Origin of the sequence: Micromonospora sp. NPDC023633, assembly GCF_040640035.1 — a bacterium.
Lineage (GTDB): Bacteria > Actinomycetota > Actinomycetes > Mycobacteriales > Micromonosporaceae > Micromonospora.
On record NZ_JBFABB010000020.1, the window covers coordinates 19,857 to 41,273 of the forward strand.

At 73.1% G+C, this 21,417-nt stretch carries 12 protein-coding genes and 1 pseudogene; 8 read left to right on the forward strand and 5 right to left on the reverse strand.

Features of this window, described 5'->3' with window-relative positions; genetic code table 11:
- Positions 1-2 precede the first annotated feature (2 nt).
- A complete protein-coding gene (locus AB0G13_RS08925; RefSeq protein ID WP_357871045.1) occupies positions 3-839 on the forward strand; it encodes a hypothetical protein in 837 nt (278 codons plus the stop codon).
- Entirely contained in the window at positions 820-1,860 is a 1,041-nt protein-coding gene (locus AB0G13_RS08930; protein ID WP_357871047.1) for a 3-dehydroquinate synthase family protein, read from the forward strand. The genes AB0G13_RS08925 and AB0G13_RS08930 overlap by 20 nt, the downstream gene beginning before the upstream one ends.
- A gap of 35 nt (positions 1,861-1,895) precedes the next feature.
- On the opposite strand, the pseudogene AB0G13_RS08935 reads toward AB0G13_RS08930, so the two are convergent.
- Together AB0G13_RS08935 and AB0G13_RS08940 are read right to left on the reverse strand one after the other, a co-directional pair.
- Positions 1,896-2,234, reverse strand: a pseudogene (locus tag AB0G13_RS08935) (alpha/beta hydrolase); the annotation flags it as partial.
- A gap of 88 nt (positions 2,235-2,322) precedes the next feature.
- Complete coding sequence (locus AB0G13_RS08940) at positions 2,323-3,489, reverse strand: ATP-grasp domain-containing protein (protein WP_357871050.1); 1,167 nt, start codon at positions 3,487-3,489, stop codon at positions 2,323-2,325.
- Positions 3,490-4,788: 1,299 nt separating this feature from the next.
- Between AB0G13_RS08940 and AB0G13_RS08945 the strand changes: the two genes are divergently transcribed.
- From AB0G13_RS08945 to AB0G13_RS08960, 4 genes are all read left to right on the forward strand, one after another.
- Entirely contained in the window at positions 4,789-8,481 is a 3,693-nt protein-coding gene (locus AB0G13_RS08945) for an amino acid adenylation domain-containing protein (RefSeq protein ID WP_357871052.1), read from the forward strand.
- A 128-nt stretch (positions 8,482-8,609) separates the two neighbouring features.
- The gene (locus AB0G13_RS08950) at positions 8,610-12,317 is read left to right on the forward strand and encodes an amino acid adenylation domain-containing protein (RefSeq protein WP_357871055.1); all 3,708 of its coding nucleotides are present in this window, start codon (positions 8,610-8,612) and stop codon (positions 12,315-12,317) included.
- A gap of 107 nt (positions 12,318-12,424) precedes the next feature.
- Positions 12,425-16,135 (forward strand): amino acid adenylation domain-containing protein, encoded by a 3,711-nt coding sequence (locus tag AB0G13_RS08955; RefSeq protein WP_357871057.1) that lies wholly within the window; start codon positions 12,425-12,427, stop codon positions 16,133-16,135.
- A 162-nt stretch (positions 16,136-16,297) separates the two neighbouring features.
- On the forward strand, positions 16,298-17,029 hold the full coding sequence (locus AB0G13_RS08960; RefSeq protein ID WP_357871060.1) for a peptidoglycan DD-metalloendopeptidase family protein: 732 nt from the start codon (positions 16,298-16,300) through the stop codon (positions 17,027-17,029).
- Positions 17,030-17,169: 140 nt separating this feature from the next.
- On the opposite strand, the gene AB0G13_RS08965 is transcribed toward AB0G13_RS08960, so the two are convergent.
- From AB0G13_RS08965 to AB0G13_RS08975, 3 genes are read right to left on the reverse strand one after another with little or no spacing between them, the layout of a single operon-like run.
- On the reverse strand, positions 17,170-17,865 hold the full coding sequence (locus tag AB0G13_RS08965; RefSeq protein WP_357871063.1) for an HAD-IA family hydrolase: 696 nt from the start codon (positions 17,863-17,865) through the stop codon (positions 17,170-17,172).
- Between the two features lie 37 nt (positions 17,866-17,902).
- Complete coding sequence (locus AB0G13_RS08970) at positions 17,903-19,036, reverse strand: Gfo/Idh/MocA family oxidoreductase (RefSeq protein ID WP_357871066.1); 1,134 nt, start codon at positions 19,034-19,036, stop codon at positions 17,903-17,905.
- The gene (locus tag AB0G13_RS08975; RefSeq protein ID WP_357871069.1) at positions 19,033-20,196 is read right to left on the reverse strand and encodes a DegT/DnrJ/EryC1/StrS family aminotransferase; all 1,164 of its coding nucleotides are present in this window, start codon (positions 20,194-20,196) and stop codon (positions 19,033-19,035) included. Before AB0G13_RS08975 ends, AB0G13_RS08970 begins: the two co-directional genes overlap by 4 nt.
- Before the next feature lie 336 nt (positions 20,197-20,532).
- Here AB0G13_RS08975 and AB0G13_RS08980 point away from each other — a divergent pair, with 336 nt between their 5' ends.
- Entirely contained in the window at positions 20,533-20,964 is a 432-nt protein-coding gene (locus AB0G13_RS08980) for a type II 3-dehydroquinate dehydratase (RefSeq protein WP_357871071.1), read from the forward strand.
- 91 nt (positions 20,965-21,055) lie between these two features.
- Entirely contained in the window at positions 21,056-21,409 is a 354-nt protein-coding gene (locus AB0G13_RS08985; RefSeq protein WP_357871074.1) for a DoxX family protein, read from the forward strand.
- Positions 21,410-21,417 lie beyond the last annotated feature (8 nt).

Genomic DNA, 21,417 nt, shown 5'->3' on the forward strand with positions numbered 1-21,417 from the left:
AGGTGCCGTCGTTGGAACGCTGCTGGTTGTTCGCCCGCTCGGCCGTGCCGGCCGACGGACGCCCGGACACGCGGATGACCGAGCTGGTCGGAACCGTCCTCACCGGTCTGGTCGCCGCCGCCCGCCGGGCCGATCCGGGCATGGAGTGGTTCTTCGACCCGGAGGGCTCCCCCGCCGGGCCGCGCGTGCGCCTCGGCTTCCACGCCGCCCCGGCCGCGATCGACGCGGTACGGGCGCGGCTGCTCGCGTACGACCCGGGGATGTCCTTCGCCGCCGACCGGTGCGTGGTGCGTGACGCCGCCCGGGGCGGCCCGCTCGCGTCCGCGGGCAGCGACCTGGCCCTGACCCTGCTCGGCGGGGACACCCCCTGGCTGGCCGGCGTCGAGCTGCCGCTGGCCGTGGCGCACCTGCGGTACCTGACGGGGCTGGTGCCGGCGGCCGACCGGCTGGCGTTCCTCTTCCTGCACTGGCAGGAGCGCAGTCAGCGACTCACCGTCGCGCAGCGGCGGGACCTCGCCGCGCAGGCGGACGCCGGCGCGGAGAAGATCGTCCTGGCCGCCGGCGACCTGCCGCTGGGCGGGGAGGTCGCCGTGGCCTGGCAGCGCTACCTGGACCGGGTGGCCGACGTGGTCGGCCGCGACCATCCGGCGACGCCGGCGGGCTTCCTGCTGGCGCACCACGCCCAGCTCACCCACGACCGGTGGGGCATCGGGCCGGACGTCGACTCGCTGGCCGCGCTGGCGCTGCGCCTGTCGATGGTCCGGGACCGCCCGGTCGTCGCCGCGCCGGTCCCCGTCCCGCAGAGGAGGCAGCAGCCACATGCACGCGTCCGCACCTGACCCTCACGCTCCCGCCGGGCCGGCCCGGATCGAGGTGGCGCTCGGGGAGCGCGCGTACCCGGTGCTGATCGGCCCCGGGGTGCGCCACCGGCTGGCGGCGGAGGTGGCGCGGATCGGCGCGCGGCGGGTCGTGGTGGTCTCGGCCCGGCCGCCGGAGTGGACGCCCGACCCGGGCGTGCCGCACCGGGTGGTGCCGGCCCGCGACGGCGAGCACGACAAGAACCTGGCCACGGTGGAGCAGCTCTGCCGGACGTTCGCCGAGTTCGGGCTGACCCGCGCCGACGCGGTCGTCTCCTGCGGCGGCGGCACCACCACGGACGTGGTCGGGCTGGCCGCCGGCCTCTACCACCGGGGCGTCGCGGTGATCCACCTGCCGACCTCGCTGCTCGCCCAGGTGGACGCGAGCGTCGGCGGCAAGACCGCGGTCAACCTGCCGGAGGGCAAGAACCTCGTCGGGGTGTACTGGCAGCCCCGCGCGGTGCTCTGCGACACCGAGCACCTGGGCACGCTGCCGGAGCGGGAGTGGCGCAACGGGTACGGGGAGATCGCCCGGGCGCACTTCATCGGCGCGGGCGAGCTGCGCGACCGGCCGGTGGCGGAGCAGATCGCCGCCTGCGTGGCGCTCAAGGCGCGGGTGGTGGCCGCCGACGAGCGGGACTCCGGCCTGCGGCACATCCTCAACTACGGCCACACGCTGGGGCACGCGTTGGAGCGGGCCACCGACTTCGGCCTGCGGCACGGCGAGGCGGTCGGCGTCGGCACGGTCTTCGCGGGCCGGCTGGCCGGCGCCCTCGGCCGCGTCCCGGCCGACCGGGTGGCCGAGCACCACGACGTGGTGGCGGGCTACGGCCTCGACACCGCGCTGCCCGGCGGCGTCGATCCCGACGAGTTGGTCGCGCTGATGCGGCGGGACAAGAAGGCCACCTCGGGCCTGTCCTTCGTCCTGGACGGCCCGGCCGGACCCGAACTGGTCGCCGACGTCCCCGAGTCCGCCGTCCGGGCCGCCCTCGCCGGCATGTAGCGGGCGGCAGCCCGGCCGCGGCCGGGCTGCCCGGCTCAGGTGGGTCGTCGCCCGATCAGGCGGCGGAGGATCGGCTCGGCACGGGTCCACAGCACCGCGCCACCGACCTCCGGCACGGGGTGCCGGACGGCACCGGGGATCCGGGCGGCCGGCGTCGCTCCGTTGTCGGGTGAGTGGCTGATGTCCTGCTCGCCGCACCAGGGGTCGACCGGAACCGTGATCTGCGCGAGGTCGAAGGACCATCGCCGCATGGCCAGGACGGTGTCCCGGGCGTAGCCCGCCGAGCCCTGGGCGAACCCCTCGCGCAGGGCGCGGCGGTAGGCGGCCTCGAAGCCCGGGTCCCGGTACACCGCCAGATCGGCCTCGGGACTCCCCCCTCGTCACGATGTGCCACATCGCGTCCGTGCACGGTCGCCCGTCGCCGTGTCGTCCCCCGGGCGGCAAGGCCCGGGAAACGACACGTCAACTGCCCAACGCCCGCTGGATCTGTGCGACCAGCACGCCGCAGGCGTACCGGTCCGAGGCACCGACCATGCCGACGATGGTCGCCGGCAGCGGGCCGTTGTCCGTCTCCGCCGGGTCGTGGTGCATGAACGCGACGAACTGCCCTCGGTCGATGAACGGAGCGAGGATCGGCTCGGCGTCGACGCCGGGGGCCAGCGAGAAGAACGTGGTCATGGCGCAGGGATGTCGACCGAGCAGCGAGCTGCGGTGCAGCACCGACGTGGTGGCTCCACTGACCCGGAAGTTCGGGTCGATGACCCGCAGTTCGCCGTCCCGACCGATCCCGGCGTCGAAGGAGCAGTACCCCCGGTACCCGAGGGCACTGGCCTTTCGGACCCCTACGGTCAGCGCTTCGACCAGCTCCGCCGGCGGTTGGTCGTCGTCCATCACGCAACCGACCCACGTCGACGTGGGCTGCGGCAGGTGTACGGACGCACCGAAGTACTGCACCGCTCCGCTCTCGGTCACGCCGAACTGGATTCCCCAGATCGTCCGGAAGGGCACCTCCTCCTCGACGATCCACCGTTCGCTCACCTGCTCCAGCTGGTTGAACAGGGCCCGGTGACGCCGGTCCTGCAACCGCCTGGTGAAGATCGCGATCCCGCTGTACACCTCGACGCCGGACGGTTTGACCACCGCCGGCCGACGGTCCTGCTGCACGATCCGGCGTACCTCGGCGGGGGTGGCGACCTGCCGACGGGGCAGGTATTCGGGTGCGACCAGTGTCTCCAGCATGGTCTTGTCGTTGAGGCGGGCCAGCAGGTCCGGGGAGACCCGGGCTCGCGCCGCCCGCAGTCGCGGATCGTGCGGGGGGAACTGGAACTCCAGCGTCTCGCCCCGCTCGGCGGCGTCCCGGGCCAACTGCACCGCCTGCGCGCCGGAGCGAAACTCGCGCAGGTCGCTCGGCGTCTTGAGACCACACCGACTGAGCAGACGCAACGACTTGTCGGCGCTGGAGCCGGTGCTGCAGATGGCCGACGACTGGTGCGGAAGGGTCAGGTGGAGACCGGTGATCATGTCCAGCCCGTTGTACAGGGCGGCGCCCGCACCGGCGAGATAGCGGCTACCGGTGGTCGTCACCGGATCGGGTGGCCGGGCCAGGACCACCCCATCGTGAGCGAACACCTGCACCTGGATAGGTCCATGCATTGGATCTCCTGACATGCCGGCCCACAGAGGGCCTCGGGGTGGCACGAAGTCCGGGTGCGCGACGACCACGAACAGCGGAGAACGTGGACGGATGCGTGCGCTCCCGGGTCTTGATGAGGCCGCTCGGCCACGAGAGTCGGGCGTACCGCGTGCACCCACCGGACGGTCTCGGGCCAGACCGGCCAGGTAGCGGGCTGGCTTGTGGTCAGCGCCGCGATCGGCGAGGTGCACACCAACAGGCGGTGTCTGGTCTGCCAGCCACCGACTGGGTCATGATCGGGAAAGCATAGTCAGTCCTCATTGCCCGGGGATGGGCCGGTCAGCCGAACAGCGGCCGCCCTTTTCGCGATCGAAATCGCCGATTCTCCAACTCGGCCCCCCGACTCGGACTGACCGAAAAGATGCTTTCGAAAGGAGCCGCGGGGCCATTCACCGTCGAACCCGGACAATCGGTCACCGACCCTCTCGGAGGGCACCAACCATCCACTATAGAAAACATATAGTGGCGTGTGCTTTCGCCGAGAGGTTACGGCAGCCGATCGGGCTCCCGATCGGCCATTCCGACCCCGATGCCACTTTGACCAGCGCAAATTGCCGCGTTGGACTGCGGCGACAGCGGACACGGCCCTGGTCCGGTCATTGCTCCGGACATCCCCCGGCGGGTCCCGGTCGGAATCCTCGGCCGTCGCGCTAGGGGGCGACGTGCGTATCTCTAGGGGTGTACGCCACTCCAGGGCGCTTCGTAGGGTCGGGCCCCATCGGTTCGTCGTTCCCTTTTCACCGCACCGGATCGGGGACGAATGTGGGTGCGCAACGCCCCGGATGGACGGGAGGTGCCGGTGATCGGATCGGGCACCGACCTGCTCCTGGAGATCGACGGCGCGGTCGCGGCCCGGAATCCGGACGGTCACCCCGTCCTAGGCGCGCCGCTGCTCCCACCCGGCCACACGAACCGGCCGTGGGGCCCGCAGCCCCCTGCCGCGTTGTCCACAGTGCGTCGGGCGTGGTGTCGAGACACCGGCGGGCCCACAGCCCCACCACGCCCCCGGAACCGCCGTCCATTGCCACCCGCACGACCCACGGATCGTGCGGGGCGCGACGGGGTCCCCTTCGACGACGCGTCGGTCCATCATCCGTGTGGGCGGTGTCGTCGTTCTTCCACGCCGTCGCCGCACCTTGCGTTCCCCCATGCCGTCCGGCGTACGGCACCCCGGCTGACCGGCCGCTCCGGCCCCGCGCCTTCCGGTCATCCCCTTTCGATCGGAGGTTGAGCTGATGTCTGTCGGGTTCGATGGTGCGCGGACCGTGGACGGTGTGGTCGACGCCGGGACTCTGGACCTGGTGGGGGACCTGCGTCGGCCGACGGTGTGGCCGGCGCGGGCAGCCTCGGTGCACCGGGTGCTGCCCACCTGGCAGCCGGGCGTCGGGCCGGCCGGCGCCGTCGTGGTGGCGGGGCTCGTGGCCGTGCTGACCCGGTGGACGGCGGCCCAGGAGCAGGTGGTGCTGGGCCTGTCGTCGGGTGGTGTGCTGCGGGTGGACGTGGCGGGCGATCCGGGTTTCGGGGAGTTGGTGGCGCGGGTGGGTTCGGCGTTGGCCGGGCCGGTCGCCCTGGACGCCGGTGCGGTGGGTCCGGTGGTGGTGGGGTTGGCGGGTGGTCCAGTGGCTGACGTGGGGCCGGACGTGGTGGACGTCGACCTGGTCGTCAGTGTGGCGTCGGACGGGTCGGCGGTGCGGGTGGACTACGCGGTGGAGGGATTCTCCGCGCAGTGGGTGCGGAGCCTGGTGGATCAGGTCGAGACGCTGGTCTGCGCCGGGTTGGCGGAGCCGGGGGCGGGTCTGTCGGGGTTGCCGTTGCTGGGGGACGCGGAGCGGGAGCGGTTGTTGGGGTGGGGCCGGGGTGCGGTGCGGGAGGTGCCGGATCAGCCGATCCACGAGCTGGTGCTGGGGTGGGCGCGGCGCACGCCGGAGGCGGTGGCGGGTGTCGCCGGCAGCGAGGTGCTGACGTACGCGGAGTTGGATCGTCGGTCGGGTGCGCTGGCGGCGTACCTGCGGTCGGTGGGTGTGGGTGCCGGTGACGTGGTGTCGCTGGCGTTGGAGCGCGGGTTGTGGTCGTTGGTCGCGACGCTGGGGGTGTTGCGGGCGGGTGCGGCGTACACGCCGATGGATGTGTCGTGGCCGGCGGAGCGGATGCGGGTGTTGTTGGCCGATCATGGTGCGCGGGTGGTGTTGACCGTCGGTGCGGTGGCGCCCCGGGTTCCCGGTGGGGACGGGGTGTCGGTGGTGGCGTTGGATGACGACTGGTCGGTGGTGCAGGCGTGTGAGCCGGTGGACCTCCCGGCCGTCCAGGCGTCCGCGCCGGCGTTCGTGATCTACACGTCGGGTTCGACGGGCACGCCGAAGGGCGTCGTGCTGACGCACGAGAAGCTCACGAACTTCCTGGCGTGGATGACCGACGAGTGCGCCATCGATCCCGACAGCCGCATGCTGCACTCCGCGGCACCGGTCTTCGACGCCGCGTTCGGGGAGGTCTTCGCCACGCTCACCGGTGGCGGTCGCGTCGTCGTCTGCTCCCGCGACGACCTGCTCGACGCGCGCCGGCTCACCGACCTCATCAACACCCACGACGTCACGCACACGTTCGGACCGGCCACCAACGTCGCTCCGCTCGACCCGGCCGCCTGCCCCGGCCTGCGCTGCATCATCTTCGGCGGCGAGGCCGTCCCGCCGCAGCTGGCCCAGCGGTGGTTGACGGCGGGTACGCGGGTGGTGAACGCGTACGGGCCGGCGGAGATCGCCGTGGCGTGTACGTGGTTCGACGCGTCGGCGGGCTGGGGCGGCGTGTACGTGCCCATCGGATGGCCCATGCCCAACCGGCAGATCCGCGTCGTCGACGCCAACCTCGACCTCGTGCCCATGGGCGTGCCCGGGGAGATCCTCATCACCGGCTTCGGAGTCGCCGACGGCTACCTCAACCGCCCCGAACTGACCGCCGAGCGGTTCGTCACCGACCCGTACGGCGGCGGCCTCGCCTACCGCAGCGGCGACCTGGGCCGGTGGAACGCCTCCGGGGCGCTGGAGATCCTCGGCCGCATGGACCACCAGGTCAAGGTCAACGGCATCCGCATCGAACTCGGCGAAATCGAGACCATCCTCGCCCAGCACCCCGACGTCGGCGCCGCCGTCGTCACCCGCCGCGAAGACCACGGCACCGCCCGCCTCGTCGCCTACGTCACCGGACGCAACGGCCGCACCCCCGCCACCAGCGAGCTGCGCGCACACGCCGCCGCCGTACTTCCCTCCTACATGGTCCCCGCCGTCATCGTCACCCTCGGCCGCTTCCCCGTGGGCGGCACCGGCAAGATCGACCGGAACGCCCTACCCGCACCCGACACCGGACGTCCCGACCTCGGCGTCGAGTTCGTCGAGCCGGCGACGAACGAGGAACGCCTGGTGGCCGAGGTGTTCGCGACCGTCCTCGGCATCGACCGGGTCGGCACGCGGGACAGCTTCTTCGACCTGGGCGGCACGTCGCTGCAGTCGGCGGCGGTGGCCACGGGCATCGACGAGGCCGCGGACGTCGTCGTGCCCGTCTCGCAGATCCACCGCACACCCACGCCGGAGGGGCTGGCCCAGTGGCTGACCACCGCGCCCCGCCGTACGGAGACCGGCTCGACCGCCGGGCAGGCCCGTCAGCGCCCCGGCCCGGTTCCGCTCGCGCAGCAGGTGGCGAAGTGCCTGATGTCGCCGCTGGAGGTCGTCGTCCCGGTGACCTGGTGGATCGAGGGTGAGCTGGACCTGCGGGCGCTGATGGCGGCGCTGGGCGACGTGCACCGCCGACACGAGGCCCTGCACGCCCGCTACCGGCGAACTGATCCGCCGGTCGCGCTCGTCCCGCCCAACCCGGGAATGCCGCAGCTGCGACTGCTCACCGACGCCACCAGCGAGCAGGAAGCCCTCGACCAGCTCGCCGAGGCCGTGCAGCAGCCCCTCGACTACACCCAGGGCCGCAACTGGCGCGCCGCCCTGATCCGCGAGAAGTCCACCAACCGGGTCCTCTTCGGCATCGGCATCCACCACATCGCCTTCGACGGCTGGTCGTACGCGCTGCTCGTCCGCGACCTCAGCCACGCCTACGCCGCCCGGCTGTCCGGAACGGCCCCGGTGTGGGCCCGACCCGCGCCGACGCTGCGCCAGTCCTACGACGAGTACACCCGCCTACGCGACGCCGCCGACCTCGAAGCCCAACGGACCTACTGGCGCGAACAACTGCGCGGCCTGCCCCGCCAGGGCCAGGGCCCGGCCACCGTTCCCCTGGCACAGGCACTGGCCTGGGGACCCAAGGCCGGACACATCGTCACCGTTCCCGCCGAAGTCACGCAACGCTGGGACCGGGCCGCCCGGGAACAGCGGTTCAGCCGCTCCAGCTACTTCGTCGCCGCATTCGCCTCCGCGCTGCGCGCCATCCACCAGCAGGACGACATCGGCCTGCTGCTGGTGGTGGCCAAGCGGGGCAGTCGCGTCCTCGACTCCGCCTTCACCACCCGGCTCAACCTCAACTGCGTCCGCGTGCGGTTCGACGGGCCGGAGGACGACAAGCTCGTCCTGCGGGTCAACGAGACGATCACCGACCTCATGCGGGCCCAGGACGTCCCCTTCGCGGAGACCGCCGACGATCCCGCCGCCGGGCTCTCCGGCGAGGTGGTCGCCAGCCTGCCGACCTTCGTGTTCCAGGACAACGTGGTCGTGCCGCTGGAGCTGCCCGGCTGCCGGGCCGAGGAGGTCGTCGACCCGTACGCCCGGGAGGTGTCCAACGGCCTCACGGTCGAGGTGCTGCCCCGGGCCGACCATGCCCTCCTGCGCGTCACCATCCGCACCGACTATCTGCCGTACAGCTTCGCCGAGGAGCTGAACGGACGCATGCTGCGCTTCCTGGAGGCCGGGCCGGCGGGCTCCCCCACCGCTGGTTGACCGTCCATCCTGTCCACACCGGACTGCTTGTCAGCCGTGGGCGCGCGAGCCGCGTCCCCGGAGTTCGTGGTTCTTCCCGCCCGGCGTACCCCCGTGGGTCCACGCCGGTCCTGATCGGAGGTTGGCTCATGTCTGTCGGGTTCGTTGGTGGTCGGGTCCAGGCCGCGGGTGCCGCCGGAACCGGCACCGACTTCGAGGTCCTCGACCTGGTGGGCGACCTGCGCCGGCCGACGGCGTGGCCGGCCCGGGCGGCCTCGGAGTTCCGGACGGTGGAGCTGCCCGACCTGGCGGGCGCGCAGTCCCCCGGCGCGGTGGTGCTGGCCGGCGTCCTGGGGGTGCTGGCCCGCTACACCGGTCAGGCCGAGGTGGTGGTGGGGCTGTCGTCGGGTGGTGGGCTGCGGGTCGACGTCGCGGGTGACCCCTGTTTCGGGGAGCTGGTGTCGCGGGTCGGCGCGGCGTTGGCCGGGCCGGTCGCCCTGGCCGCCGGTGCGGTGGGTCCGGTGGTGGTGGGGTTGGCGGACGCTCCGGTGGCCGAGGCGGGGCCGGATGTGGTGGACGTGGACGTGGTGGTGGCCGTCGCCCGCGACGGCTCGGCGGTGCGGGTGGACTACGCGGCGGACGGGTTCTCGGCCCAGTGGGTGCGGGGCCTGGTGGACCAGGCGATGGTGCTGGCGTCCGCGGGCCTGGCGGAGCCGGGGGTCGGCCTGTCGGGGTTGCCGTTGCTGGGGGACGCGGAGCGGGAGCGGTTGTTGGGGTGGGGTCGGGGCCCGGCGCGTGAGGTGCCGGGTCAGCCGATCCACGAGTTGGTGCTGGAGTGGGCGCGGCGCACTCCCGAGGCGGTGGCGGGGGTCGCCGGCGGCGAGGTGCTGACGTACGCGGAGTTGGCACGCCGCTCAGGGGCGCTGGCCGGGTACCTGCGGTCGCTGGGTGTGCGGCCCGGTGACGTGGTGTCGCTGGCGTTGGATCGCAGTCTCTGGACGTTGATCGCCACCATGGGCGTGATGAGGGCGGGCGCGGCGTACACGCCGATGGACGTCTCCTGGCCGACGGAGCGGATGCGCGTGCTGCTGGCCGACCACGGCGCACGGGTCGTGCTCACCGTCGGCGAGGTCGCCCCACGCATCCCCCGGCCCGACGGCGTACGGGTGGTCGCGCTGGACGACGACTGGCCGACCGTGCAGGCGCACGAACCGGTCGACCTGCCGACCGTCGAGGCGTCCGCGCCGGCGTTCGTGATCTACACGTCCGGCTCCACGGGCACCCCGAAGGGCGTCGTGCTGTCACACGACAGGCTGACCAACTTCCTCGCCTGGATGGCCGACGAGTGTGCGGTGGGCCCGGACAGTCGGATGCTGCACTGCTGCGCGCCGGTCTTCGACGTCGCCCTGGGCGAGATCTTCACCGCCCTCACCTCCGGCGCCCGCGTCGTGGCCTGTTCCCGCGACGACCTGCTCGACGCCCGCCGCCTCACCGACCTGATCGCCAAGGAACAGCTGACCCACGCCTTCTGCCCGCCCACCAACCTCGCCGCGGTCGACCCCGCCGACTGCCCGAGCATGTCCTGCGTGACCCTCGCCGGGGAACCCATCCCGCCCCACATGGCGCACCGGTGGATGACCGCCGGCGCCCGCCTGGTCAACGCGTACGGGCCCGCCGAGGCTTCCGTGGCGTGTACGTGGTTCGACGCGTCGGCAGGCTGGGGCGGCGCGTACGTGCCCATCGGTCGGCCCATGCCGAACCGGCAGATCCGCGTCGTCGACGCCAACCTCGGCCTCGTGCCCATGGGCGTGCCCGGCGAGATCCTCATCACCGGCTTCGGAGTCGCCGACGGCTACCTCAACCGCCCCGAACTGACCGCCGAGCGGTTCGTCACCGACCCGTACGGCGGCGGCCTCGCCTACCGCACCGGCGACCTCGGACGCTGGAACACCGCAGGAGCACTCGAGATCCTCGGCCGCATGGACCACCAGGTCAAGGTCAACGGCATCCGCATCGAACTCGGCGAGATCGAGACCATCCTCGCCCAGCACCCCGACGTCGGCGCCGCCGTCGTCACCCGCCGCGAAGACCACGGCACCGCCCGCCTCGTCGCCTACGTCACCGGACGCGAGGGGCGTACCCCCGTCCCCGCGGAGCTGCGGGACCACGCCGCCGCCGTGCTCCCGCCCTACATGGTCCCCGCCGTGCTCATGGTCCTGGACCGCTTCCCCGTCGGCGGCACCGGAAAGATCGACCGGCGGGCGCTGCCCGAGCCCGGCTCGCAGCGCCCCGACCTGGACGTGGCGTACGTGGAACCGGCGACCGACTCCGAATGCCTCGTCGCGGGGGTGTTCGCGACGGTGCTCGGGCTGGACCGGGTCGGCGCGCGCGACGGCTTCTTCCATCTCGGCGGCACGTCGCTGCAGTCGGCGGCGGTGGCCGTGGGCATCGACGAGGCCGCGGACGTCGTCGTGCCCGTCTCGCAGATCCACCGCACGCCGACACCACAGGGGCTCGCCCGCTGGCTCGCCACCGCGCCCCGCCGCCCCAGGGCCGAACCGGAAGCGCCCGTCACCGGCCGTCCCGGTCCGTCGAAGCCCGTCCCGCTGACCTTGTCCGTCGCCAAGTGCGTGTGGCTCCCCTTCGAACTGGTCTGCCCGACCACCTGGTGGATCGAGGGTGAGCTGGACCTGCGGGCGCTGATGGCGGCGCTGGGCGACGTGCACCGCCGGCACGAGGCCCTGCACGCCCGCTACCGGCGCGTCGAACCGCCGGTGGCGCTCGTCCCGCCGAACCCGGGCATGCCGCAGCTGCGGCTGCTCACCGACGCCACCAGCGAGCAGGAGGCCCTCGACCAGCTCGCCGAGGCCGTGCAGCAGCCGCTCGACTACACCCAGGGCCGCAACTGGCGCGCCGCCCTGATCCGCGAGAAGTCCACCGGGCGGATCCTGTTCGGCATCGGCATCCACCACATCGCCTTCGACGGCTGGTCCCACGCGCTGCTCGTGCGGGACCTCAGCCACGCCTACGCGGCGCGGTTGTCCGGCGCCGCCCCCGTGTGGGCCCGACCCGCGCCGACGCTGCGCCAGTCCTACGACGAGTACACCCGCCTACGCGACGCCGCCGACCTCGAAGCGCAGCGGACCTACTGGCGCGAACAGCTGCGCGGCCTGCCCCGGCAGGGCAAGGCCCAGCCGCAGGCACCCCTGGAACAGGCGCTCGCGTGGGGTCCCAAGGCCGGCCACATCGTCACCGTTCCCGCCGAGGTCATGCAGCGCTGGGACCGGGCCGCCCGGGAACAGCGGTTCAGCCGCTCCAGCTACTTCGTCGCCGCGTACGCCTCCGCGCTGCGCGCCATCCACCAGCAGGACGACATCGGCCTGCTCATGATCGTGGCCCGGCGCGGCAGCCGCATCCTCGACTCGGCCTTCACCACCCGGATCAACTCGAACTGCGTCCGGGTCCGGTTCCGGCCGGAGACGGACCTGCTCCGGCACGTCCAGCAGACCGTCGACGAGCTGATGGCCGCCCAGGACATCCCCTTCTCGGAGACCGCCGCCGACCCGGCCGTCGGCCTGCCCGGCGAGGTGGTCGCCAGCATCCCCGGCTTCGCCTACCAGGACAACGTGGTCCTTCCGCTGGAACTGCCCGGCTGCCGGACCGAGGAGGTCGTCGAGCCGTACGCCCGGGAGGTGATGAGCGGTCTCACGGTCGAGGCGATCCCCCGGGACACCGACGCCCTGCTGCGCATCACCATCCGCACCGACCTGATCCCGTTCGCCCTCGCCGAGGAGCTGGGCGCCCACATGCTCCGCTTCCTCGAAACGGGCCCCACCCCGGCCCGCACCACCGACTGAGCCTTCACCCCGTACTCCCCATGCCGTGGGCGCGCCCACAGTTGATGGATTTTCCTGACCCGGCCGTACCCCCGCGGGCGGTGCCGGTCCTGATCGGAGGTCTACCCATGTCCGTCGGGTTCGTCGGTGGTCAGGCCCCGACCACGAGTGTCACCGGGCCCGGTACCGGCTACGAGGTCCTCGACCTGATGGGTGACCTGCGACGGCCGCTGACGTGGCCGGCCCGGGCGGCCTCGGAGCTGCGGACGCTGGCGCTGCCCCACCTGGCGGACCCGGAGCCGGCCGGTCTGGTGGTGCTGGCGGGCCTCGTCGGGGTGCTGGCCCGCTACACCGGTCAGGAGGAGGTGGCGCTCGGCCTCTGCTCGGGGGGAGCGGTGGTGCGGGTCGGCGTGGCGGACGATCCGGGGTTCGGTGAGCTGGTGAGCCGGGTGGGTGTGGCGTGGACCGCGCCGGTGGCGGGTGCGGGTGTGGTGGGTCCGGTGGCGGTGGGCCTGGTCGACGGCCCGCTGGCCGGCGTGGGCCCGGAGGTGGTGGATGTCGACCTGGTGGTGACCGTGGCCTCGGACGGGTCCGGGCTGCGGGTGGACCACGCGGCGGAGGGCTTCTCCGCCGACTGGGTGCGGGGCCTGCTGGACCAGACCGTGACGCTGATGTCTGCCGGCGTGCGGGAACCCGGGGTCCCGTTGTCCGGCCTGCCGTTGCTGGGCACGGCCGAGCGGGATCGGCTGCTCGCGTGGGGCCGGGGCCCGGTCCGCCCGGTGCCGGCTGAGCCGCTGCACGAAGTGGTGCTGGAGTGGGCACGCCGGACGCCGGACGCGGTCGCGGGCGTCGCCGACGGCGAGGTCGTCACGTACGGGGAACTGGCACGCCGATCGGAGCTGCTGGCCCGGCACCTGCGCTCGGCCGGCGTCGGCGTCGGCAACGTGGTGTCGTTGGCGCTGGACCGCAGCATGTGGACCCTCGTCGCCACCCTGGCGGTGCTGCGGGCGGGGGCGGCGTACACGCCGATGGACGTGTCGTGGCCGCCGGAACGGATGCGGATGCTGCTCGCCGACCACGGCGCCCGGGTCGTGCTCACCGTCGGCGAGGTCGCCCCGCGCGTCCCCCGGCCCGACGGCGTACGGGTGATCGCCCTGGACGACGACTGGCCCGCCGTGGAGGCTGCCGACGCGATCGAGCTGCCGGTGGTGGAGGCCTCCCGGCCAGCCTTCGTGATCTACACGTCGGGATCGACCGGGACGCCGAAGGGCGTCGTGCTGACCCACGAGAAGCTGACGACCTTCGTCACCTGGATGCGCGACGAGTGCGCGGTCGGCCCGGACAGCCGGATGCTGCACTGCTGCGCCCCGGTCTTCGACGTGGCCCTGGGCGAGATCTACACCGCGCTGACCTCCGGCGCACGCGTCGTGGTCTGCTCCCGTGACGATCTGCTCGACGCCCGCCGGTTGACGGAGCTGATCGCGAAGGAACGGACCACCCACGCGTTCTGCCCGCCCACCAACCTCGCCGCCGTCGACCCGGCCGACTGCCCGAGCATGTCGTGCGTGACCCTCGCCGGGGAACCCGTCCCGCCACGCATGGCCCACCGGTGGTTGGCCGCCGGCACCCGCCTGATCAACGCCTACGGCCCCGCCGAGGCATCCGTCGCCTGCACGTGGTTCGACGCGGAGGCCGGCTGGGACGGCGCGTACGTGCCGATCGGCTGGCCCATGCCCAACCGGCAGATCCGCGTCGTCGACGCCAACCTCGGCCTCGTCCCCATGGGTGTCCCCGGGGAGATCCTCATCACCGGCGCCGGGGTCGCCGACAGCTACCTCAACCGCCCCGACCTGACCGCGCAACGGTTCGTCACCGACCCGTACGGCGGCGGGATCGCCTACCGCACCGGGGACCTGGGCCGGTGGAACGCCTCCGGGGCGCTGGAGATCCTCGCCCGGATGGACCACCAGGTCAAGGTCAACGGCATCCGCATCGAACTCGGCGAGATCGAAGCCGTCCTCGAACAGCATCCGGACGTCGGCACGGCCGTGGTCGTCCGCCGCGAGGACCGGGGCGTCGCCCGGCTGGTCGGCTACGTGACCGGCCGCGACGGCAGGAATCCGGCCGTGACCGAGCTGCGGGACCACGCCGCGGCCGTGCTGCCCTCGTACATGGTGCCCGCCGTGATCATGGTCCTCGACCGGTTCCCCGTCGGCGGCACCGGGAAGATCGACAGGCGGGCCCTACCGGAACCGGGCTCGCAGCGCCCGGACCTCGGCGTGGCCTACGTCGAAGCCGCGACCGACGAGGAACGACTGGTCACGGCCGTGTTCGCCGACGTGCTCGGCGTCGACCCCGTCGGCACCGGGGACAGCTTCTTCGCCCTCGGCGGCACTTCCCTGCAATCCGCCGCCGTCGCCGCCGCCATCGACGAGGCCGCCGGCGTCGTCGTACCCGTCTCGCAGATCCACCGCACGCCCACACCGCGCGGCCTGGCGCACTGGCTCACCACCGCGCCCCGCCGCCCCACGGCCGAACCGGAAGCGCCCGTCACCGGACGGCCCGGCCCGACCGGGCCCGTCCCGCTGACCCTGTCGGTCGGCAAGTTCGTCTGGCTCCCCTTCGACCTGGTCTGCCCGACCACCTGGTGGGTCGAGGGCGAACTGGACCTCCGCGCGCTGATGGCGGCGCTCGGCGACGTGCACCGGCGGCACGAGGCGTTGTACGCCCGCTACCGGCGGGTGGACCCGCCCGTGGCCGTCGTCCCGCCGAACCCGGGCATGCCCGCGCTCCGGTTGCTCACCGACGCCACGAGCGAACAGGAGGCCCTCGACCAGCTCGCCGAAGCGGTGCAGCAGCCGCTCGACTACACCCAGGGCCGCAACTGGCGCGCCGCCCTGATCCGCGAGAAGTCCACCGGGCGGATCCTCTTCGGCATCGGCATCCACCACATCGCCTTCGACGGCTGGTCCCACGCGCTGCTCGTCCGCGACCTCAGCCACGCCTACGCCGCCCGCCAGGCCGGCCGGGCACCCGGGTGGGACCGCCCCGCACCCACGCTGCGCCAGTTCCATGACGAGCACACCCGCCTGCGGGCCGCCACCGACCTCGACGCGCAGCGCGACTACTGGCGCGCGCAGTTGCGCGGACTCGTCCGCCAGGGCGAGGGCCGGTCCCAGTCGCTCCTGGAGCAGACCCCGACCTGGGGCCCCAGGACCGGGCACATCGTCGCCGTCTCCCCCGAGGTGCTGGACCGCTGGGACCGGGCCGGCCGGGAACACCGGTTCAGCCGCTCCACCTACTTCGCCGCCGCCTACGCCTGGGCGCTGCGCGCCATCCACCAGCAGGACGACATCGCCCTGCTGATGATCGTCGCCCAGCGCGGCAGCCGGATCCTCGACTCCGCCTTCACCAGCAGGATCAGCTCCAACTGCCTGCGGGTCCGGTTCGACGGGCCGGAGAAGAACCTGATCCGAGCAGTCCAGCGCACCGTGGACGGGCTGATGGCCGCCCAGGACGTCTCCTTCGTGGAGATGACCACCGACCCGGTCCTCGGGATGTCCCGCGAGGTGGCGAACAGCCTGCCCTCCTTCGCCTACCAGGACAACCTCGTCCTTCCCCTGGATCTGCCCGGCTGCCGGACCGAGGAGGTCGTCGAGCCGTACGCCCGGGAGTGGTCGGGATCCTGTGTCGCCGAGGTGCTTCCCGGCGACGGGGGCGCCCTCCTGCGCGTCACCATCCGCACCGACCTGGTCCCGCCGCCCGTCGCCGAGATCTTGGCGACCACCATGCTGCGCTTCCTGGAAGCCGGACCCGAGACCGTCGACGGCGCGCACTGAGAGCGCGCCAGGGACCCCTATCGGCGTGTATCGCCACGGCTCCGCCGGGGCTAGCATCACGCTGTCGATGATCTATTGCCCGCCCCGGCGGGCCAGTCGGAGGTGATTTCCCTGCGCCGCGTAACGCAGACCCTGATCGCTGTCCTGGTCTCCTGTCTGACCGTGGGCCTGTCGGCGGTGCCGGCACACGCCGCCGCCCAGGTCAGGGTGCACGTACCCAGTGGGCTCCCGCTGAACATCCGCAATGCCCCGTCGTTGAGCGGTGCGGTGATCGGCAGTGTCCCCAACGGCTACACCGTCACCATCACCTGCCACGTTCGAGGGGATTACGTCCAGGGTTTCGCCGGCGTCACCAACATCTGGAACAAGCTCTCGGGCGGTGGGTGGCTCACCGACGGATTCCTGGAGACCGGCTCGAGCGGCCCGGTCGTCCCGCCCTGTGGCAGCTCCGCCCAGTTCAAGCTGCCGTTCCCCGCTGGACTTGCCTACCCGATCACCCAGGCGGCGGGCAGCAGCTTCTCCCACAACGACGCCTACAACCGGCACGCCGTCGACTTCGGCATTCCGGTGGGCGTGCCGATCCTCGCGTCCGCCGCAGGCACCATCCGCTTCGAGGGCTGGGCGGGCGGCGGCGGGATCATGGCGCTCGTCGACCACGGCAACAACCGGTGCTCCCAGTACGCCCACCTGAGTGCCACGATCATCAACAACGGTGACCGCGTGGCGCAGGGTCAGCGGATCGGAACCTCCGGGGCGACCGGCAACGTGACCGGCCCGCACCTGCACTGGAACATCGTCAACTGCGACACGCAGACCAGCCGCGAGATCCCCAACAGCGTCGAGGTCGGCACCAACTACGTGGTGGGTACGGCGCCGGTCAGCCGGAACGGCTGACCCGACCCGACCTGCCACACCGGACACCCCGGGCGGGCTGGGACTCCAGACGGTGTCCCAGCCCGGCCCGGGGCGGGTCGGCCCCGGCGCATGGCAGGTTCAGGTCACGCCCGTCACGACGAGGAGCGGGCGAGCGGGTCTCAGTGGACGAGGGCCGCCGGGCAGTGCGCGAGCAGGTCCGTCGGGGCGTGCAGGACCAGGTCGGGGCCGGCGGCGAGCAGCGCGGCGACGTCCCCGCCGTGCCAGGTCGTGGCGACGGCGGTCGCCCCGGCGTCCCGGCCGCTGAGCAGGTCGATGACCGCGTCGCCGACCATCATCGCCTGCGCCGGCGGCACGTCGAGGTGGCCGAGCGCCTGGAGCACGATGTCCGGGGCGGGCTTCGGGCGGGCCACCTCGTCGGAGCCGATCACCTGGTCGAACAGGCCCAGCACGCCGAGCGTGTCCAGCAGGGAGCGGGCCCGGGGGCCGCTCTTGCCGGTGGCGATCGCCATCCGGATCCCCCGGGAGTGCAGCGTCTCCAGGGTCTCCCGGACGCCGGGGAAGAGCGGCACCAGGTGGGCCATCCGGTAGCTCTCCCGGACGAACGGCTCCTCCATCTCCAGCGGCAGCCCCATCAGCCGCATGATGTCCGGGAAGTACCGGCCCATGTGCCGGTTGTACTCCTCGAACGGCGCCGGCCCGTCGCCCACCACCTCGGCGTACGCGATGCTGAACGCCTCACGCATGACGGCCGAGCTGTCGACGATGACGCCGTCGAGGTCGAACACGACCGCGCGGATCGGGCCGCGGACCGGCGACTGCGGGGTCACCTCGACGGTGGACGATGGGTGGCTCATGGCTGCTCCCGGAAGCGAGTGGGGCCGACGGTGGTTCTCACCGGTCGCGATGGCCCGCCAGCGCGTGCTGCCGCTCCGGCGCCGTGGGCCGGGCGGACTGGTAGATCCGTTCGATGATGTCGATGGTCCGGCGGGCCTCGGCGACGGCCGCGCCGCGGGACGCCGGTTCGGCGAGCAGCGCGGGCAGCTCGTCGAGCTGGCGGTCGTACTCGGCGCCGATCGGCTCCTCGGGCAGCGGCAGCCGGACGGTCTCGCCGTCACGGGTGCGGGTCAGCACCGGCGTGGGCTCCCGGTTGGGGCTGAAGCCGAACGTGCAGCGCAGGGTGGCCGACCCGGCGGCGCCGTGCACGGTGAGGGTGGTGCGGTCCAGCGACTCGTGCGAGGCCCAGCAGGCGTGCAGGGCGACCGAGGCCCCCTCGGCGGTGAGCAGGAAGCCCCGGGCGGTGTCCTCGACGTCGCCGTGGGCGCGGTCACCGGCGCCGGCGTCGCTGCGCCAGGCGGCGTGGGCGGCGCTGTCGTTGACGAAGTCGGCGGAGACGCTGCCGATGGCGTGGGCGACCCGGGTCGGGCCGAGCATCGGCAGCACGGTGTCGAGCAAATGCCAGCCGAGGTCGACCAGCGCGCCGCCGCCGGAGAGGTCGCGGCGGGTGAACCAGCCGCCCGCGTCGGGCACGCCACGGGCGCGGACCCAGGCCACGTCGACGTGCCGGATCGGGCCCAGCTCGCCGGCCACCCCGGTCAGCGCCCGGATGTCGGCGCGGTAGCGGGCGGCGCTGCCGGCGAGCAGCACCGCGCCGCCGTCGCGCTCCGCGTCGGCCAGCAGGGTCGCCTCGGCGGAGGTGAGGCAGACGGGCTTCTCCAGGAACACCGGTAGGCCCCGGCGCAGCAGCCGGGCGGCGACGGTGGCGTGCAGGTGGTTCGGTACGGCGACCACCACCAGGTCGACCGAGTCGGCCGGCAGCTCGTCGACGTCGGCGTACGCGAACGGGACGTGGTGGGTGTCGCGGACCCGGTCGCGTACGCCGGCCGCCGGATCGACCACGGCGGTGACCGCGTAGCCGGGGTGCGCGGCGAGCCGGGGCAGCCAGATCTCCCGCCCGGCCCAGCCGAGGCCGGCCACCGCGACCCGCACCGGGCGGTCGGCCGCGGCGGCCGGGGGCCGGCCGGTCATCCGGCGAGGACGTCGGCGAGCACGGCGGCGATGTCGTGCATCTGCTGCTCGGTGCCGAGCAGCGTGCGGTGGTGCAGCCAGATGCAGTCGGAGTGGATCTGCTCGGTGTTCGGGCACCGGGCCGCGACCGACTCGACCGACTCGTCGGGCGCGCCGGCCTTCCAGAAGCCCTCGCAGCGGTAGATCGCGCGGAACGCCACGAACGCGGGCACGCCCCGGGCGATGAGCGCGTCCACGACCTCGCGGCGGCGCGCGACGTCCATGCCGGGAACGCGGAACATCGCCATGTAGTGCGGGTTGCGGTCGGTACGGGGGTCGGTGGCCTGCGGGACGACGCCGGGGATCTCGGCGAGCAGGCTCGACAGCAGCGGCCAGCGCTGCTCGCGCACCGCGATCTGCCCGTCGAGGCGGGTCAGCTGGGCGCGCAGCACGGCGGCGGTGAACTCGCCCATCCGGTAGTTCGAGCCGGTGGTGCCGTGCAGGTAGTCCCGGTCGGTGCGGGGCCGGCCGCAGCTGTGCACGAGGAACGCCCGCTCGCGCAGCTCCTCGTCGGGGAAGAGCACCGCCCCGCCCTCGCCGGCGGTCATCAGCTTGCCGTTCTGGAAGCTGAACGCGGCCACCGAGCCGAGCGCCCCGGCCCGCTTGCCCTGCCACTGCGCGCCGTGGGCGTGCGCGGCGTCCTGGAGCAGCGCCACCCCGGCGTCGGCGGCGAGCTTGTCCAGCGCGTCCATGTCGGCGAACTGGCCGGCCATGTGCACGGGCATGATGACCTTGGTGCGCGGCGTGATCGCGGCCTCGACGGCGGCCGGGTCGACGCAGTAGGTGTCCAGGTCGACGTCGACCGGCACGGCGACCGCGCCGAGCCGCTGGGCGGCCAGCGAGGACGAGATGAACGTGAAGGCCGGCACGATGACCTCGGTGCCCGGCCCGACGCCGAGCACCTCCAGCGCCACCTCCAGCGCGTGCGTGCCGTTCGTGACGGCGAGCGCGTGCGGCGTGCCGTGGTACGCCCCGAACTCCGCTTCGAAGGAGTCGACCTCGCTGCCGCCCATCCGCCACCACTGGCCCTGCTCGAGGGCGCGGATCAGGCCGGCGCGCTCCTCGTCGCCGAACTGCGGCCACTCGGGGAACTCGGACACCGTCGAGGGCTGACCACTCATGACTTCCCACTTCCCAACTCGGGCAGACCAGGGGCTTCGCCGGACCATCGGGCGGGACGACCCGGGACCGCCGGTACGCGGTCCGGGCACACCGGGCGCCGGATGGCCGGTTCGAGGTAGGTGACGCATCCGTTGGAGCCGGCGGCGTCGCTTCGGCAGGGAGGACGGTAACCGAAGCGGACACGCGGTCACCGCCCCTAACAGCCCCTAGCCACCCCTTAGTCCGCCCGTGCCGCGGCCACCGCCGGTTCGCCCGACGCCGTGGGCGTAGTAAGACTGCGGTGGACCAGTCATCGGGCCTTGTCGGGACAGGGCCACGCCCCCGCGAGGTGAAGCGTGTCGGACGTGCTGCTGCTGAACGGCCCGAACCTGGGCATCCTCGGCCGACGGGAGCCGGAGATCTACGGCACCGACACCCTGGAGGACATCGAACGGGCGGTCGGCGAGGAGGTCGCCGCCCGGGGCTGGCGGGTGGTGGCCGAGCAGCACGACTGCGAGGGCGCCCTGATCCGGGCGATCCAGGACAACTATGAGACCGTGGGCGCCATCGTCAACCCGGGCGCGCTGATGATCGCCGGCTGGAGCCTGCGGGACGCCCTGGCCAACTATCCCCGGCCCTTCGTCGAGGTGCACCTGTCCAACGTCTGGGCCCGGGAGAGCTTCCGGCACGACTCGGTGATCGCCCCGCTGGCCAGCGGCGTCATCGTCGGGCTCGGGTCGCTGGGCTACCGGCTGGCCGCCCGCGCCCTCGTCGCGACCGTCCGATGACGACCCGACGCCGCACCGTCCGGCTCCACCGACGTCGATACGGCAGCGGTACGGTCGTCCGCACGTTCCGACTCTCCCCGAAGGACATCACGTGCACATTCCCATCCTCGTCCTGACCCTCATCCTCGCCGCGGTGTTCCTGGGCACCGCCGTGCCGAAACTCACCGGGCAGACGCAGATGCGCGAGCGGATGGATCACCTCGGCGTGTCGGCGGGCCTGACGCGCCTGCTCGGGGTGCTGGAACTCGCCGCGGTCGCCGGGCTGCTGCTCGGTCTGCTCTGGCCGCCGCTGGGCATCGCGGCGGCGATCGGTCTCGCCCTGCAGATGGTGGGCGCGGTGGTCTACCACGCCCGCGCGAAGGACCCGGCCGCGATGACCCTGACGCCGGTGATCTTCGCCCTGGCCGCCCTGGCGCTCGTGTTCCTGCACGTGCGGCAGGGCTGAGGCCGCGC